The organism is Microbacterium sp. Marseille-Q6648 (assembly GCF_943181415.1).
GTDB lineage: Bacteria > Actinomycetota > Actinomycetes > Actinomycetales > Microbacteriaceae > Microbacterium.
Window position 1 is genome coordinate 1,364,020 of record NZ_CALPBZ010000001.1, and the last position, 16,071, is coordinate 1,380,090.

Consider the following 16,071-nt stretch of genomic DNA (forward strand, 5'->3'; position numbering starts at 1 on the left):
TCATGATGAGCGGACCGGGGAACGTCGGCGGACTCTTCCCTGCCGCACAGCCCGAACATAGGCTCGATCCCGTGCCCGCTCGAACCCGAGGTCGGCACGTGCGACACCGGACGATCGGCGATCCGTCGGCCGCCGGCATCCGTCTTGCAGAGGAGACAACGGAATGCAGCAACGAACGCGCGGCCGCGTCGCCGCCGGAGCACTCGCGGGAGCCACGGTCCTCGCGCTCAGCCTGGGCGGTGTGGGTGCCGCTCAGGCGGCCCCGAAGGATCCGAAGAACCCTCCGGCGAACGGCCGCACGGTCGAGATCAACCTGGTGACCGTCAACGACTTCCACGGTCGTATCGAGGAGTCGGGAACGGCAGGCGGCATCGCGCGCCTGTCCGGTGCGGTGAACGAACTGCGAGCCGAGAACCGGAACACGCTGTTCGCCGCCGCCGGTGACATGATCGGCGCCTCGACGTTCACCTCGTTCATCCAGGACGACGTTCCGACGATCGAGGCGCTCAACCTCGCAGGGCTGGACGTCAGCGCGGTGGGCAACCACGAGTTCGACCGCGGCTTCGCCGACCTCACCGACCGGGTCATGCCGCTGGCCGACTGGGAGTACGTCGGGGCGAACGTGTACCTGAAGGACACGATGGAGCCCGCCCTGCCGGAGTACTGGATCGAGAAGGTCAACGGTGTGCGCGTCGGCTTCGTCGGCGCCGTCACCGATGAGCTGCCGTCGCTGGTCGCCCCGGCCGGCATCGAGGACATCACCGTCGGCAGCCCCGTCGAGGCTGCGAACCGCGTCGCCGCTCAGCTGAGCGACGGCAAGGGCGGCAACGGCGAGGCCGACATCGTCGTGCTGCTGGTCCACGAGGGCGCCGCCGAGCCGACCGTCGAGTCGGCGACCGATCCGGACACCCGCTTCGGTCAGATCGTCAACAACGCCAACGACGACATCGACGCCATCGTCTCGGGCCACACCCACCTGGCCTACAACCTGGTGATCGACGACCGTCCGGTGATCTCGTCGGGGCAGTACGGCGAGCGCTTCTCGAACATGGAGATCGTCTGGGACCGCAAGGCCAAGGCGATCACGTCGATGGAGAACACCATCTACACGATGGCCATCCGCAACGACCGCGGTGACGTCATCGGCTACAACTACGAGCCCGACCCGGCGCTCGAGCCCCTCGTCGCCGAGGCGAAGGAAGTGGCCGACGAGCTCGGCAGCGTCGTTCTCGGCGAGGCGGACGCGAGCTTCGGCCGCGCGGTCTTCGCCGACCCGGCCACCGTGACGGACTTCCCCGAGAACCGCGGCGGCGAATCCACGCTCGGCAACTTCGTCGCCGACGTGCAGAAGTGGTCGCTGAACGCCGAGGGCACGCGTGACGTGCAGATCACCTTCATGAACCCGGGTGGCCTGCGCGCCGACATCGCCTCGGGCGAGGTGACCTACGCCGAAGCGGCCGCGGTGCAGCCGTTCGCCAACACCCTGGTGTCGATGAACCTCACCGGCGACCAGATCCGCCAGGTGCTCGAGCAGCAGTGGCAGCCGGCCTCGGCGTCGCGTCCGTTCCTCAAGCTCGGCGTCAACTCGGAGTTCCGCTACACCTACGACCCGACCGCCGCCGCCGGCAGCCGCATCACCCAGATGTGGCTGGACGGGGTCGCGATCCAGGCAGACCAGGTCTACTCGGTCGGCGCCAACTCGTTCCTGGCGTCGGGCGGAGACAACTTCACCGTCTTCCGCGCGGGTACGGCGAAGGCCGACAGCGGAAAGATCGACCTCGAGTCGATGGTGGACTGGTTCGACACGTTCGAGACGGCGACGCCCGACCTCACGCAGCGTGCCGTGGGCGTCCACGTCGACGGCGGCACCACGGTCGCGGCAGGGTCGTCCGTCACGGTCGACTTCTCGTCGCTGGACTTCACCCGTGACGAGACCGACGCCGACACCGCTGTGGTCTCGCTCGGCGGCGCCGTGCTGGGATCGGCGGGCATTGACACCTCGTACACGCCCACCACCGACGAGGTGGGCACGGCGACGGTCACCTTCACGGTGCCCGGCGCCGCGAGCGGTCAGACCACGTTCGAGCTGACGGTGCCGTCGACCGGCACCACCACGTCGTTCACGCTGAACGTGACCGGCTGAGTCGACCCTTCAGGATCGGAACGGCCTCGGGCTCCCGCCCGGGGCCGTTCCGCGTCTCAGACGCCGGGTGCACTCCCGGCGGGCGCGAGTTCGGGCGTGAGCAGCTCGCGCTCGTCGAAGACGAAGCACTCTCCCGCGAAGTGATCTCCGCCGACCTGCTCGAAGTAGCCGAGGATGCCGCCGTCGAGCTGCCACGCGTCGATCCCGGCGTCGCGCAGGTACAGCGCGGCCTTCTCGCACCGGATGCCGCCCGTGCAGAAGCTCACGACGGTCTTGTCCGTCAGCGTGCCGCGGTGGGCGGTCGCGGCATCCGGAAACTGGGTGAAGCGCTCGAGGCGCCAGTCGTGGGCGCCCGCGAACGTGCCGGCGTCGACCTCGAAGGCGTTCCGGGTGTCCACCAGCACGACCTCGCGCCCCGTGTCATCGTGTCCCTGGTCGAGCCAGCGCTTGAGCGTGAGCGGGTCCACCGCGGGCGCCCTGCCCGCCCCCGGGCGGATGGTCGGATGGTCCATCCGGATGATCTCGCGCTTGACCTTGACCAGCATCCTGCGGAACGGCTGCGCGTCGGACCAGCTCTCCTTCGTCGTCAATCCCGCGAAGCGCTCGTCTGCGCGCAGGTCGTCGACGAATCCTCGAACCGCTCCGGCCTCACCGGCGAGGAAGAGGTTGATCCCCTCCTCGGCGAGCAGGATCGTGCCCTTCAACGAGCGCTCGAGGGCACGCTCCCGCAGGATCGCACGCTGCGCGGCGACGTCATCCAGATGCGTGAACAGATAGGCCGAGATGTTGAGCACGGAGAGCACGGCCACCAGCCTAGGACCACCGCCACTGCGCGACCTCGGGGATGTCCTCGCCGTGCGCGCGGGTGTGCGCCCTTGCCCGATCGCGCCGCTGCTCGAGCTCGTCCCGGAACGCCGCATGTCGCTCCCGGGCTCCCGGCACCCGATCGATCGCGTCGGCGGCGAGCCGGTACCGGTCCAGGTCGTTGAGCATCACCATGTCGAACGGCGTCGTCGTCGTCCCCCGCTCCAGATACCCGCGAACATGCAGGTGGTCGTGCCCGCGGCGACGGTAGGTCAGCCGATGGACGAGGGCGGGGTAGCCGTGGAAGGCGAAGATCACCGGCCTGTCCGCCGTGAAGACGGCGTCGTAGTCGTCGTCCGTCAGTCCGTGCGGATGCCGGTCCTCAGGCAGCAGTCGCATCAGGTCCAGGACGTTCACCACCCGCACGCGCAGCTCCGGCGCCCCCTTGCGAAGCAGCGCCGCGGCGGCCAGCACCTCGAGCGTGGGCACGTCGCCGGCGGCGGCGAGGACCACGTCCGGCGCCTCCCCGGCGACCTCGGAGCCGGCCCAGTCGAACACGCCGAGTCCCCGCTCGGCATGACGGCGGGCTTCGTCGAGGGTCAGCCACTGGGGCTGCTCCTGCTTGCCCGCGACGACCACATTGACGTACCCCCTCGACCGGAGGCAGTGATCGGCGGTCACCAGCAGCGTGTTCGCGTCGATGGGCAGGTAGACCCGCACCACATCCGGGCTCTTGTTGACGACCACGTCCAGGAACCCGGGGTCCTGATGGGTGAACCCGTTGTGGTCCTGCCGCCAGACGTGACTCGAGAGCAGATAGTTCAGGCTCGGAATCGGCTCGCGCCACGGCACCTGCGAAGCGGCCTCGAGCCACTTGGCGTGCTGGTTGAACATCGAATCGACGATGTGCACGAAGGCCTCGTAGGTGGTGAACAGGCCATGGCGACCGGTGAGGAGGTAACCCTCGAGCCAGCCCTGGCACTGGTGTTCGCTCAAGACCTCCATGACCCGGCCGCGCGGGGCGAGGTCGCGGTCGACGGGGCGGATCTCGCCGAGCCACTGCTTTGCGGTGGCCTCGTACACGGCCGGGGCGAGGCGGTTCGACGCGGTCTCATCCGGTCCGAACAGACGGAAGTCGACGGGGTTGTCGGTGATGACCGCAGCCAGCATGCGCCCCAGGACACCCGTCGACCCGGCATCCGAGGATCCGCGTGCGGTCGGGTCGACGTCGAACCCGAAGCGCTCGACAGACGGCACGGCCAGATCGCGCCGGGCACCGCCGACGGTGTGCGGCGAAGCGCTCATCCGCCTGTCGGCCTCGGGAGCGAGCGCCGCGATCGACGGCGCCGGCGCTCCCGCATCGTCGAAGAGCTCGCGTGGACGATACGACCGCAGCCACGCCTCGAGCATCTCGCGATGGGCGGTGTCGTCGCGCACCTGATCGAGGGGCACCTGATGCGCGCGCCACGTGCCCTCGACGGGGTCGCCGTCCACCTCGACCGGTCCCGTCCAGCCCTTGGGAGAACGCAGGATGATCATCGGCCAGCGCGGACGGACCTCGTCGCCCGCGCGGGCGGCCGCGCGAAGGGCGGCGATCCGGTCGAGCGTCTGGTCGAGCGCGCCCGCGAACGTCCGGTGGATCCGGTCCGGCTGATCGGATGCCGCGAACTCGACCAGCAGCGGATCGTAGCCGTACCCGCGGAACAGCTGCAGGAGCTCGTCATCGGGGATGCGGTCGAGGAGCGTGGGGTTCGCGATCTTCCAGCCGTTCAGATGGAGGATCGGCAGGACGGTGCCGTCCGTGACGGGATTGAGGAACTTGTTCCCGTGCCAGCCGGTGGCCGCCGGTCCGGTCTCGGCTTCTCCGTCGCCGACCACGCACACCACGGTGAGATCGGGGTTGTCGAACGCCGCACCGTAGGCGTGCGAGAGGGAGTATCCGAGCTCACCGCCCTCGTGGATGGAGCCGGGCGTCTCGGGCGCCGCATGGCTCGGGATGCCGCCCGGCCAGGAGAACTGCCCGAAGAGTCGCCGCATCCCCTCCTCATCGCGGCCGACGTCCGGGTAGCGCTCGGTGTAGGTGCCGTCCAGCCATGCCGCCGCGACCATTGCGGGTCCGCCGTGGCCGGGCCCGGCGATGTACAGCGCGTCCAGGTCGCGTTCGCGGATGGCGCGGTTCATATGCGCGTACACGAGTGTGAGCCCGGGAACGGTGCCGAAGTGGCCGAGCAGCCGGGGCTTGATCTTCTCCCGCGTGAGGGATCCGCGCAGCAGGGGGTCGTCGCGCAGGTAGATCTGGCCGACCGAGAGGTAGTTCGCCGCCCGCCACCACGCATCGAGGGCGTCGACGGTCTCGTCGTCGATGGGGCGCTCGGTCGAGAAGTCGTTCGCCGTCATGGCGCTCAGGCTACGCGAGCGTCCCCCGCGCGACGACGGGCTTGCGCCGGCGCGACCGGTTCAGTAGCCGCCGACCGCCACGCGGTCGCCGAGGATCGCGCGCGTGCTGGACAGTCCCAGTCGCGTGGCGCCCGCCGCGACCATGGCTTTGGCATCGGCCAGGGTGCGGATGCCGCCCGAGGCCTTGACCTCGAGGCGGTCGCCGACCGTGCGCTTCATCAGCTCCACGGCGTGCAGGGTGGCGCCGCCGGCGGGGTGGAAGCCGGTGGAGGTCTTGACGAAGTCCGCCCCCGCGGCCTCGGCGGCCCGGCACGCGCCCACGAGGGCCTCGTCGTCGAGCGCGGCGGACTCGACGATCACCTTCAGCACCACCGGCCGCGGGGCGGCCTCGCGCACCGCGCGGATGTCCGCCTCGATCGCGTCGAACCGCCCGTCGATGGCGGCGGCGATGTCGATCACCATGTCGATCTCGTCCGCGCCCTGCGCGACCGCGAGACGCGCTTCGGCCGCCTTGATCTCCGAGTGGTGCCTGCCGCTCGGGAAGCCGCACACCACGGTCAGCTTCAGACCCTCGGGCAGTTCGACCGGAAGCGCCGACGGCGACAGGCACACGCTGTAAGCGCCGAGCTCCGCAGCCTCGGCGACCGCGGCGGCGATGTCGCCGCGGGTGGCCTCGGGCTTGAGCAGCGTGTGGTCGACGGCGCGGGCGAGGTGTGCGATGGACATGGTCCTCCAGGGACGAAGTGCAATGGGAAGTCAGAGACGAAGGAACGCCGCGTTCGAAACGCGGCACGACCTTTCATTCTGCCCGATGCACCTGAGCACATCCTGACGCCGCTAGAGCAGCCAGGGGTCCATTCCACCGTCGTTCTGACGAGGCGGATCGTCGATGATCGGCGGCGGCGCGTGGCGCCGGCGCCCCTTCTTGATCAGACCGTGGGCCGCGAGTGCCGCCGGCCCGGTCTCGCCGGCGCGCAGCCGGGTCAGCTCGGCCGCGCGCGGGCCGGTCGGTATGTCGTGCGGCAGCGAGCCTGCGGCCACCAGCCATTCGGGCATGCCCATCACCCGCAGCACGGATCGCAGCCGCTCCGACTCGAACACGCTGTCAGGATCGAGCTCCTCGGCCAGGAGCGCCCGCAGATCCTCGGCGGCGGCGGAGCGTCCGAGTGCGGTGGCGAGCGCCTCGGCGTCGTCCTCGCCGACCGGATCCGACAGCACCTCGCGGTCGGCGCCGGGCTCGACGGACGGATCGCTGCAGTATCGGGCGATCTCGACGCCGTCGAGCCACGCCACGATGCCGAGCTGACGGTCGCGCCGGACCTGCACCGCCACGACAGGACCGGCGACGGCGGCGGCGATCGCACCCGCGACCTCGACGATCCCGCGGCGCCCCCGCGCCACGACGCCCGCGCCCGGGTCTCCGAGGATCACCGTCCAGCCCCGGTCGGGGGGTGCCACCCAGCCCGAGAAGCGGAGTCCGTGCAGGATCCCCGCCACGTCCGGTGCGGCATCCGCACCGGACGCGGCAATCGGATGCGACGCCTCCGAGCGCAGGAGCACCGCCCCGTAGGAGTGTCCGTCGGGGCCGCCGATGTCCGCCGACATGCCGGGCGAGACAGGAGGCAGCACCATGATCAGCCCAGGAAGCTGCTCGGGTCGTACTCGTCGATGGGGATCACGCGCACGCGTGGAAGCGGGGCGTCGAAGACCCCCGCGTCGAACTCGAGGTCGAACTTCTCGATGCCCGGAAGCGCCGCGTAGCCGACGTTGCGGAACTCGTTGAACGCCAGCAGCCCGACCCGACGGTCCGCGCCCACGAGCGCACCGAGGTCGTCGAGGAAGTCACCGTCATGACTGACGAGGATGACGTCGCCGCCGCGCTCGCGCAGGGCCGCGAGCGTTCGCTGGATGGCGATGTCGACGACCTTCTCATCGGGTGCTCCCGACAGCGGGACCACCCGGTAGTCCATCGCCTTGAGCGCCTGCACGAACGACATCGGGATGCCGCTGGAGGCGTTCAGGAAGAACAGCCCCTGCGCGTGCTGCTGCCATCTGCGGGCCGCGAAGGCAATGAGACGGTCCCAGCGAGGGCGCTCCTCGGGCTGAGGACGGCGCCCCAGGATCGACGACCCGAGGGTCGCGTCGATGTTCTCGCCGTCCACCAGCACCCATGTGACGCCGTCGTCGTCGCCTGTCATCTCACCCTGCCCACCTCGCCGCGCGGTACGGCCTGCGACCAGCCTAGGCCGCGACGGCGCCCGCGCACCGTCAGGCGGCGAGTTCGTGCGACTGCTGGTAGAGCGCCAGCCGGAGGGCGCCCTCGTGCCGCACGTAGACGCTCGACATCGCGGCCGAGAGCACCGGCTCCCCGTCCGCCGAATAGGCCCGAGCGCGGTAGATGAGCGCGGCCGCCTCGGGTCCGAGCGACAGGAATCGCGGCTGCGCGAGTTCGTAGCGCACCCACGGCTGGGCCCGCGCCATGACCCGGAGCGCCTGCGAGCGATCGAGGACGACCCCGTCCCCGAGGACGACCCGGCTGTCATCGCTCATCACGCTCCCGTAGAACAGGGCCGCGGTTCCGTCGCACTGCGCCCGCCAGCCCTGATGCTCGAGCTCGAGCAGGTCGTCGATCGATTCGCACATGCGGTCACCGTCCCGCACCCTTTCCGGTCGTGCCAAGGGGTTGCGCGCGGCAGGTTTTCGTCGTAGCACGTCGGACGCGAGCGCACCGGCGCGATGACCAATGCCCGGTCACCATCGCGCGATGACCGATGCGCGGTGCCCTTCGGATACCGTGACGGCATGGAGGTGCACGGAGGAGGGAACCGGCTGCAGTGGGGCGACCTGCCCCTCGCCGTTCGGTCCCGGGTCGAGCGGCTGGCAGGGGCTCCGACACGGAGTGCGAGCTCCGCCGCCGGAGGGTTCTCACCCGGTCTCGCGGCCACGCTCGCCCTCGCCGACGGCCGCTCGGTGTTCGTGAAGGCCATTCACGCCGCGACGGGCCCGGGGAGCATCGAGCTCTATCGACGCGAACGGCGGATCCTCACCGAGCTGGGCCCGCATCCGCGCGCGTCCAGGCTGCTCGCCTCGGATGATGAGGACGACTGGGTGATCCTCGTCTTCGAACACGTGGCGGGACACCACCCGCAGCCGGGTGACGCCCGGCAGCGAGCGCGCATGATCGACGTCTTCGACCGCCTCGCGGCAGACCTGACGCCCTCTCCGCTGCGGGTGGAATCCTTCGCGGACCGTGTGGGTGCGCAGTTCGACGGCTGGCGCGACGTGGACCACGGGCACCCTGCCGCTCAGGTCGCCCCATGGATCGAGCGCAATCTCGAACGTGTGGCCGCGGCCGCGGAGGGCTGGCGGGATGCGGCGGCCGGCAGCACACTGGTGCACGGTGACCTCAGAGCCGACAACATGCTGCTCACCGACACCGGCGCCGTCGTCGTGGACTGGACCGAGGCGTGCGTCGGCGCCGCCTGGCTCGACTGGGCGCTCGCCGTACCGAGCCTCTGTCTGTTCCCCGGCACTCCGCCGCCGAGCGCGGTCTTCGCCGAGGCGGGCGTCGCTCGCTCGGCGCCGGACGGGCACGTGACGGCGATCGTCGCGGCCGCGGCGGGGTATTTCCTCACCCATGCCGTGCTCCCGCCGATACCCGCGCTGCCGACGCTGCGCGATTTCCAGCGCGCCCAGGGGCTCGTCGCGGCGGCGTGGCTGCGCGCCCGCATGGGCGACTGACATCCGCGGGAACGGTCATCCCGTGTAGCACCCCGCTGCGCGGCGTGCAAGGGCCACGCTCGTTCCCGCGGCGCCGCGTACGGTCGATCCTGCTCGCACATCCACGAGCCACACGCTTGAACGGGAAGGAGCCACCATGGCCACCACGACCGCGAAGAAGTCGACTGCGAAGAGCACCGCCACCCCGGCACGCAACCGCCGGCGCCCCGCGAAGGGCGGCACCGGAGCCGAGCTGACCGACGAGCAGAACGCCGAATCCGGGTTCACCGCGTCGAAGGAGCTCGGCGAAAGCCTGCAGAAGGTACTCGTCGACCTCATCGAGCTTTCGCTGCAGGGCAAGCAGGCGCACTGGAACGTCGTCGGACGCAACTTCCGCGACACCCACCTCCAGCTCGACGAGATCATCGAAGCCGCTCGCGAGTTCAGCGACACCGTCGCCGAGCGGATGCGCTCTCTGCACGCGCTTCCCGACGGCCGCAGCGACACCGTCGCCGAGACGACGACCCTGCCGGAGTTCCCCCAGGGCGAGATCGACACCAGCGAGGTCGTCGACCTCATGACCGAACGGCTCGACGCCGTCGTCCACACGTGCCGCGACGTCCATGACGACGTCGACGACGAAGACCCCACCAGCGCCGACATCCTGCACGCCGTGCTGGAGCGCCTCGAGCAGCTGTCGTGGATGGTGAGCGCGGAGAACCGCACGCCTCAGCGGTGATCCCAGGCGCTCTCTCGACGCCGCTTGCGACTTCGTGTCGCGAGCGGCGTCGTGCTGTTCCCGGCGCAGCTCACGCCCCGTCGGTACGAACCCGTTCGGCGGCGGTGTAGACGTTCATCGTCTCCGCGCGCACGAACCCGATGACGGTCAGGCCCGACCGCGCCGCGAGCTCGACCGCCAGCGACGAGGGCGCCGAGACGGCCGACAGGATGGGGATGCCGGCCATCACGGCCTTCTGCACGAGCTCGAAGCTCGCCCGGCCCGACACCTGCAGCACCGTGCCGGCGAGGGGCAGCCGATCCTCGCGCAGCGCCCATCCGACGACCTTGTCCACCGCGTTGTGCCGTCCGACGTCTTCCCGCGCGACGAGCAGCTCCCCCGTCGCGGCGTCGAAGAGCGCCGCCGCGTGCAGGCCACCGGTCGTGCGGAACCCCGCCTGCTCCGCGCGGAGCCGATCGGGCAGCGACGCGATGAAGTCCGCGGTGACCGTGGCGGCATCCGTCGAGACGTCGAACTGCGACACCGTCTCGACGGCGTCGATCGACGCCTTGCCGCACACCCCGCACGAACTCGTCGTGTAGAACGCCCGCGTCGTCACCGCGTCGGGCAGGCGCACGCCGGGTGCGAGGCCGATGTCGAGCACGTTGTAGGTGTTGGCCTCGCCGCCGGTGCCGGGCCCACCGCAGTGGACCGCGACGCGGAAGTCGTCGGCACGCGTGAGCACCCCCTCCGACACCAGGAAGCCCGCGGCGAGGTCGACGTCGGCGCCGGGGGTGCGCATCGTGACCGCGAGGGGAACACCGCCGACCCGCAGCTCCAGCGGCTCCTCGACGGCGAGGGTGTCGCTGCGGCGCACCGGCTCGCCCCCCAAGGTGATCTTCACCACGGGACGTCGAGCGGTGATGCGACCCATCCCCCGAGGCTAACGCCGCGCGCTCACTCGTGGCGCTTGCGCCCGAAGAGGTCGACGATCCCGACCGCCAGAGCGACGGCGAGGAATCCGCCGACGGCGATCATGCCGTACCCGTAGGCATCGTGGAAGACGACGTACCGCTCCTCCCCCGCTTCGGCGTAGATCGTGGAGTAGAAGAGCGAGAGGCCGATGGCCGTGCCGACCGCGGCGCCGATGCGCTGGCCCAGCTGGCCGACCGATCCGGCGATGCCGCCCTGGCGCACCGGGATGTCCTGCAGGGTGAGGGTCTGATTCGGAGCGATGACGAGGCCGCCGCCGAAGCCGCCGACGGTCATCACCGCCGCCATCGCCCACGGGACGACCTCGGCGGGAAGGACGACCGCGCACACCGCGAGGCCGATGACCGAGAGCAGGATCGCCACGAGTCCCCACACGACCACCGGGCGCCCGTAGCGCCCGACGAGGTTCCCTCCGATCCACGACGAGACCGCGCTGGCGAGGGCGAAGCCGATCGTCACCATCCCGGCGTAGACGGCGGCCAGCCCCACGCCCTGCTGCAGGAAGAGCGTGGTGAGCAGGAACATCGCCGGCGCTGCGGTGAAGTAGGCCGTCTGCAGCAGGGTGCCGTTCCGGTAGGACGAGATGCGGAAGAGCCCGATGGGCACGAGCGGCGCCTTGCCGGCCCGCGCGTACCGCCGCTCCCACACGAAGAACGCCAGCGCGAACGCGGCGAAGGCCGCGAGCAGCCACCACCGCCGCGGGTCGTCGGTGGGAGCGCCGGTGGTGAAGAGGAAGGGCCACAGGAACGCCAGCACGGCGAGCCCGAACAGCACGACACCGACCGGATCGAGGGCGAGCGGGGCACTCGCGCGCTCCCGGGTGCGCGGCAGGACCCAGATCGCGGCGGCGATGGCGAGGACGCCGAGCGGCACGTTCATCCAGAAGACCAGTCGCCAGCCGTCGGTGTCGCCGCCGACCGCGATGAGCAGGCCGCCGAGGGTGGGACCGAACGCGGTGGCGATCCCGATGGTCGCTCCGAACAGCCCGAAGGCGCGCCCGCGCTCCTCGCCCTGGAACAGCTGCTGCGTGAGGCCGATCACCTGGGGCATCTGGATGCCGGCGGCGACGCCCTGCAGCAGACGGCCGGCGATGAGCAGCAGCGGCGAGGTCGCGATGGCGCACAGCAGGCTCGTCACCGTGAACAGCGACAGCCCGATGATGAAGAGCGCGCGCCGGGAGCGCTGATCGCCGAGCCGCCCGGCCGGGACGAGCACGAGGCCGAAGGTGAGCACGTACCCGGACACGATCAGCTGCAGCTCCGTGGAGCCCGCGCCCAGCGCCTGCTCGATCGAGGGCAGCGCCACGTTGACCTTCGACATGTCGAGGATGGTGATCGCGGCCACGCTCACGCACACCCAGTACGCGCGCCACCGCTGCGCATGGCTGAGACTGATCGTGCCGGTGGGGGTGGCGGTGGAGGTCATCGCTGACCACTCTGCCGTGATTCACAGCCGCGAGGGCGCGAATCCGACGGATTCCTCAGCCCCCGATGGCGTTCATCCCTCTCGCCGGCTGCAGGAACGACGGGTCGTTGATCGCGTGCCCCGGCAGCTTTCCCCGGACGCACGCGCGCAGCATCCGATCGATGTCGCCGTCCGCGTGCGGCGCCCGCAAGGTGGGCAGCAGGTCGTATTCGGTGGTCGAGAAGAGGCAGTTGCGCAACTGCCCGTCGGCGGTCAGTCGCAGGCGGTCGCAGTCGCCGCAGAACGGTGCCGTGACCGAGGCGATGATGCCGACGGTGTGGGGTCCGCCGTCGAGTGTCCACCGCTCGGCCGGCGCGCCGCCCCGTCCGGGGACCGCCGTGAGGTCCCACCTCGTGGACAGCGTCGCGAGGATCTCGTCGCGCGTGACCATGCGGGCGCGGTCCCAGGTGTGCCCGGCGTCCAGCGGCATCTGCTCGATGAACCGCAGCTGCGCGTCGTGGGCGATCGCGAAGGCGACGAGGTCGACGAGCTCGTCGTCGTTTACGTCGCGCATGGCGACGGCGTTGAGCTTGAGCGGCGAGAGCCCGGATGCCGCAGCCGCCGCGATCCCCTCGAGCACCTCGGGCAGGCGATCACGACGGGTGAGCTCGTGGAAGCGGTCGCGCCGGAGGGTGTCGATGGAGATGTTGACCCGTCTCAACCCCGCGGCCATGAGGTCGGGGAGCACGTCACCCAGCCGGATGCCGTTGGTCGTCATCGCGAGCTCGACGGGCCGGCCATCGGGACCGGCCAGCGAAGCCAGACGCCGCACCACGTCCACGATGTCGGTGCGCAGCAGCGGCTCGCCGCCGGTGAGGCGGAACGTGGTGATCCCGGCGGCCGCGGCCACCCGCGCCACCTCGACGATCTCATCGACGGTGAGGATGCTGGAGCGGGCGAGCCACTCGTTCCCCTGCTCGGGCATGCAGTAGGTGCATCGCAGCGAGCAGCGGTCGGTGAGCGAGATGCGCAGGTCGCGGTGGACGCGGCCGAAGGTGTCGACCAGGGCACCGGATGCGTCGCCCTGACGACGCGGGGCGGCATCCGCTCGCACGCCGATCACCACCGGGACGGCCGTCATGCGAGGCCGCCGCGGCATTCGGGGGTCGCGAGCACCATGTCTTCGAGGCTACCCGCCGCTGGCGCCGCGGGACCAAAGTCCCCCGAAACGGCCTGATCCGGCCTGCGGCGACTGCGATCGTGGAGAGGTCGAGCCGGCCCCTCCGACTCGTTCCCCTCTCGCCCTGCCACGTGGTCAGACCACATGGTACTCTGTGGCCTGACCACAGGATCGCTCGACCGATCGGAGACCGCACGTGGAGCTGCTGGACCCGCTACTGCTCGCCCGCTGGCAGTTCGGCCTCACGACCCTGTATCACTACCTGTTCGTGCCGCTCACCCTCGGCATGGCGCTGGTGGTCGCCATCTTCCAGACCGTGTGGCACCGCACCGGCGACGTGAAGTGGCTGCACCTGACACGTCTGTTCGGCAAGATCTTCCTCATCAACTTCGCCATGGGCGTCGTGACCGGCATCGTGCAGGAGTTCCAGTTCGGCATGAACTGGTCGGCGTACTCGCGCTTCGTGGGCGACGTGTTCGGCGCACCCCTGGCATTCGAGGGCCTCATGGCCTTCTTCTTCGAGGCGACCTTCATCGGGCTGTGGATCTTCGGGTGGGACAAGCTCCCCCGCGCCCTGCACCTCGCATCGATCTGGATGGTGGTGCTCGGCTCGACCCTGTCGGCGTACTTCATCCTGGCCGCGAACGCGTTCATGCAGAACCCGGTCGGCTACCAGATGGCCGCGGACGGCGGACGGGCCGAACTCATCGACTTCGGGGCGGTGCTCACCAACCCGGTCGTGCTGGCGGCGTTCCCGCACACGATCTTCGCGGCGTGGATGTTCTCGGCCGCCGTGGTCATCGCCGTCTCGGCGTGGCACCTCTCTCGCGGTCAGCACCTCGAGGCGATGCGCTCGTCGCTGCGCTTCGGGCTGTGGGGCATGCTCGTCTCGTTCGCCGGCGTGGCCCTGTCGGGCGACCAGCTGAGCCTGGTCATGGTGGCCACCCAGCCGATGAAGATGGCGGCCGCCGAGGCGATGTGGAACACCGCGTGCGGGGCGGACGCGTCGTTCTCGATCTTCTCGCTCGGCACCCCCGACGGCTCCGAGGAGATCTGGTCGCTGCGCGTGCCCTACCTGCTGTCCCTGCTGTCGACCCACTCGCTCGACGGCTGCGTCGAGGGACTCAACGACTTGCAGGCACTGTACAGCGAGCAGTTCGGCGCGGGCGTGGACTACATGCCCATCGTGTGGGTGACCTACTGGTCCTTCCGCTGGATGATCGGTCTCGGCGGCGCGGCGGCCCTCATCGCCGTGGCGGGGCTCTGGGTCACGCGGAAGAAGGCGACCCGCCCCGTCGCCGGCTGGATGTGGCGGATCGCGATCTGGTCCGCTCCCCTGCCGCTGCTCGGCAGCCTCGTCGGGTGGGTGTTCACCGAGATGGGCCGACAGCCCTGGATCGTCTTCGGCCTCATGCTCACCGAGGACGGCGTCTCGCCGAACGTCCCCGGCTGGACGGTGCTGATCTCACTCGTGGCCTTCACGCTCGTCTATGCGGCCCTGGCCGTGGTGGAGTTCGGCCTCATCCTCAAGGCGGCCCAGCAGGGCCCGGATCCGCTGCCCGGCCCCGACGACCCCGATCCGCGTTCGCGCGCGATCGAAGACACCCCGACGACGGTCTACTAGGAGACGGCCATGGATCTCGCATACGTCTGGTTCTTCATCGTCGGCGTCTTCTTCGTCGGCTACTTCGTCCTCGACGGCTTCGACTTCGGCGTGGGCATGTCGCTGCCCTTCCTCGGCCGCAACGAGGTGTCGCGCCGTCAGATCATCAACACGATCGGGCCGGTGTGGGACCTCAACGAGACATGGGTGATCGTCGCGGGCGCGTGCCTGTTCGCCGCCTTCCCGGAGTGGTACGCGACGCTCTTCAGCGGCTTCTACCTGGCGCTGCTGCTGATCCTTCTCGCCCTCATCGCGCGGGGCGTGGCCTTCGAGTACCGCCATCAGCGTGACGACCTCCGCTGGAAGAAGCGATTCGACCTCATGATCATCGTGGGCTCGGCGGTGCCGGCCTTCCTCTGGGGCGTCGCGGTCGCCAACATCGTGCAGGGCGTGCCGATCGACGCAGACTTCGAGTTCACCGGCACCCTGCTGACCCTGCTGAACCCGTACGCGATCCTCGGCGGGCTGACGACGCTGCTGCTCTTCTTCACCCACGGCGTCTACTTCGTCGCGCTCAAGACCGACGGGCAGGTGCACACGGATGCCCGCGTGCTGGCGCGCACGTCCGGTCTCGCCGCCGTCGCGGTGGCCGCGGTCTTCCTCGTGTGGACCGTCTTCAACGCCGTCGGCGCGGGAGCCCCTCTCATCGCCGGGGTCATCGCGTGCGCGGCGATCGCCGCCGTGACCCTGATCATGTCGCTCGTGTTCAACATGCGCGACCGTGAGGGCTGGGCCTTCGGCTTCGGCGCGGCGACGATCGTGGCGGCGGTGCTGACCCTGTGGCTGGCGCTGTTCCCCAACGTCATGCCGTCGTCGACCGACCCGGCGTTCTCCCTCACGATCGAGAACGCCTCCAGCACCGATTACACGCTCACGATCATGACCTGGGCGGCGGTGATCTTCCTCCCGCTGGTTCTGCTGTACCAGGGCTGGACGTACTGGGTCTTCCGCAAGCGCGTCACCCGCACCCACATCGAGAAGGCCGGCGCGGCCGTCCACTGAGCACCGGTCTCCGGTCGCGCGCCGGGATCGAGGTGCGCGTGGCGGAT

Annotated in this window: 14 protein-coding genes; 5 read left to right on the forward strand and 9 right to left on the reverse strand. The window is 70.2% G+C overall.

Translation table 11 applies throughout. The features are described 5' to 3' along the window. Nucleotides 1-163: 163 nt before the first annotated feature. Nucleotides 164-2,143: a bifunctional metallophosphatase/5'-nucleotidase gene (locus tag NFR93_RS06520; protein WP_251451038.1), complete on the forward strand. Its 1,980-nt coding sequence runs from the start codon at nucleotides 164-166 to the stop codon at nucleotides 2,141-2,143. Nucleotides 2,144-2,199: 56 nt separating this feature from the next. Here NFR93_RS06520 and NFR93_RS06525 read toward each other — a convergent pair whose 3' ends face one another. From NFR93_RS06525 to NFR93_RS06550, 6 genes are all read right to left on the reverse strand, one after another. Then, nucleotides 2,200-2,946, reverse strand: a complete 747-nt coding sequence (locus NFR93_RS06525) for a sulfurtransferase (RefSeq protein WP_251451040.1) — start codon at nucleotides 2,944-2,946, stop codon at nucleotides 2,200-2,202. A 10-nt stretch (nucleotides 2,947-2,956) separates the two neighbouring features. Then, the gene (locus NFR93_RS06530) at nucleotides 2,957-5,344 is read right to left on the reverse strand and encodes a phosphoketolase family protein (RefSeq protein WP_251451042.1); all 2,388 of its coding nucleotides are present in this window, start codon (nucleotides 5,342-5,344) and stop codon (nucleotides 2,957-2,959) included. A 60-nt stretch (nucleotides 5,345-5,404) separates the two neighbouring features. After that, complete coding sequence (deoC, locus tag NFR93_RS06535) at nucleotides 5,405-6,070, reverse strand: deoxyribose-phosphate aldolase (protein ID WP_251451044.1); 666 nt, start codon at nucleotides 6,068-6,070, stop codon at nucleotides 5,405-5,407. A gap of 111 nt (nucleotides 6,071-6,181) precedes the next feature. Beyond that, nucleotides 6,182-6,976, reverse strand: a complete 795-nt coding sequence (locus NFR93_RS06540; protein WP_251451046.1) for a hypothetical protein — start codon at nucleotides 6,974-6,976, stop codon at nucleotides 6,182-6,184. Nucleotides 6,977-6,978: 2 nt separating this feature from the next. Then, nucleotides 6,979-7,542 carry an NYN domain-containing protein gene (locus NFR93_RS06545; protein WP_251451048.1) on the reverse strand — a complete coding sequence of 188 codons (564 nt, stop codon included), beginning with the start codon at nucleotides 7,540-7,542 and terminating at the stop codon, nucleotides 6,979-6,981. Between the two features lie 70 nt (nucleotides 7,543-7,612). Beyond that, complete coding sequence (locus NFR93_RS06550; RefSeq protein WP_251451050.1) at nucleotides 7,613-7,987, reverse strand: nuclear transport factor 2 family protein; 375 nt, start codon at nucleotides 7,985-7,987, stop codon at nucleotides 7,613-7,615. 159 nt (nucleotides 7,988-8,146) lie between these two features. Between NFR93_RS06550 and NFR93_RS06555 the strand changes: the two genes are divergently transcribed. After that, nucleotides 8,147-9,085: a phosphotransferase family protein gene (locus tag NFR93_RS06555; RefSeq protein ID WP_251451052.1), complete on the forward strand. Its 939-nt coding sequence runs from the start codon at nucleotides 8,147-8,149 to the stop codon at nucleotides 9,083-9,085. A gap of 136 nt (nucleotides 9,086-9,221) precedes the next feature. Beyond that, on the forward strand, nucleotides 9,222-9,803 hold the full coding sequence (locus NFR93_RS06560; protein ID WP_251451054.1) for a Dps family protein: 582 nt from the start codon (nucleotides 9,222-9,224) through the stop codon (nucleotides 9,801-9,803). A gap of 70 nt (nucleotides 9,804-9,873) precedes the next feature. Here NFR93_RS06560 and fdhD read toward each other — a convergent pair whose 3' ends face one another. From fdhD to moaA, 3 genes are read right to left on the reverse strand one after another with little or no spacing between them, the layout of a single operon-like run. Continuing rightward, nucleotides 9,874-10,716, reverse strand: coding sequence for a formate dehydrogenase accessory sulfurtransferase FdhD (gene fdhD / locus NFR93_RS06565; protein WP_251451056.1), 843 nt, complete (start codon nucleotides 10,714-10,716; stop codon nucleotides 9,874-9,876). Nucleotides 10,717-10,739: 23 nt separating this feature from the next. Continuing rightward, nucleotides 10,740-12,200, reverse strand: a complete 1,461-nt coding sequence (locus tag NFR93_RS06570) for an MFS transporter (RefSeq protein WP_251451058.1) — start codon at nucleotides 12,198-12,200, stop codon at nucleotides 10,740-10,742. A 55-nt stretch (nucleotides 12,201-12,255) separates the two neighbouring features. Then, on the reverse strand, nucleotides 12,256-13,320 hold the full coding sequence (gene moaA / locus NFR93_RS06575; RefSeq protein WP_251451060.1) for a GTP 3',8-cyclase MoaA: 1,065 nt from the start codon (nucleotides 13,318-13,320) through the stop codon (nucleotides 12,256-12,258). A gap of 235 nt (nucleotides 13,321-13,555) precedes the next feature. Here moaA and NFR93_RS06580 point away from each other — a divergent pair, with 235 nt between their 5' ends. Both NFR93_RS06580 and cydB read left to right on the forward strand, forming a co-directional pair. Further along, nucleotides 13,556-14,983 carry a cytochrome ubiquinol oxidase subunit I gene (locus NFR93_RS06580; protein WP_251451062.1) on the forward strand — a complete coding sequence of 476 codons (1,428 nt, stop codon included), beginning with the start codon at nucleotides 13,556-13,558 and terminating at the stop codon, nucleotides 14,981-14,983. A 9-nt stretch (nucleotides 14,984-14,992) separates the two neighbouring features. Next, nucleotides 14,993-16,024, forward strand: coding sequence for a cytochrome d ubiquinol oxidase subunit II (cydB, locus tag NFR93_RS06585; protein ID WP_251451064.1), 1,032 nt, complete (start codon nucleotides 14,993-14,995; stop codon nucleotides 16,022-16,024). Nucleotides 16,025-16,071: the final 47 nt, after the last annotated feature.

What these genes read in the sequence shown, in the direction of transcription:
- cydB (WP_251451064.1), top strand. Translation starts at nt 14,993, where the DNA reads ATGGATCTCGCATACGTCTGGTTCTTCATCGTCGGCGTCTTCTTCGTC.
- NFR93_RS06545 (WP_251451048.1), bottom strand. Translation starts at nt 7,542, where the DNA reads ATGACAGGCGACGACGACGGCGTCACATGGGTGCTGGTGGACGGCGAG.
- NFR93_RS06550 (WP_251451050.1), bottom strand. Translation starts at nt 7,987, where the DNA reads ATGTGCGAATCGATCGACGACCTGCTCGAGCTCGAGCATCAGGGCTGG.
- NFR93_RS06555 (WP_251451052.1), top strand. Translation starts at nt 8,147, where the DNA reads ATGGAGGTGCACGGAGGAGGGAACCGGCTGCAGTGGGGCGACCTGCCC.
- NFR93_RS06520 (WP_251451038.1), top strand. Translation starts at nt 164, where the DNA reads ATGCAGCAACGAACGCGCGGCCGCGTCGCCGCCGGAGCACTCGCGGGA.
- fdhD (WP_251451056.1), bottom strand. Translation starts at nt 10,716, where the DNA reads ATGGGTCGCATCACCGCTCGACGTCCCGTGGTGAAGATCACCTTGGGG.
- NFR93_RS06540 (WP_251451046.1), bottom strand. Translation starts at nt 6,976, where the DNA reads ATGGTGCTGCCTCCTGTCTCGCCCGGCATGTCGGCGGACATCGGCGGC.
- moaA (WP_251451060.1), bottom strand. Translation starts at nt 13,320, where the DNA reads ATGACGGCCGTCCCGGTGGTGATCGGCGTGCGAGCGGATGCCGCCCCG.
- NFR93_RS06530 (WP_251451042.1), bottom strand. Translation starts at nt 5,344, where the DNA reads ATGACGGCGAACGACTTCTCGACCGAGCGCCCCATCGACGACGAGACC.
- NFR93_RS06570 (WP_251451058.1), bottom strand. Translation starts at nt 12,200, where the DNA reads ATGACCTCCACCGCCACCCCCACCGGCACGATCAGTCTCAGCCATGCG.
- NFR93_RS06560 (WP_251451054.1), top strand. Translation starts at nt 9,222, where the DNA reads ATGGCCACCACGACCGCGAAGAAGTCGACTGCGAAGAGCACCGCCACC.
- deoC (WP_251451044.1), bottom strand. Translation starts at nt 6,070, where the DNA reads ATGTCCATCGCACACCTCGCCCGCGCCGTCGACCACACGCTGCTCAAG.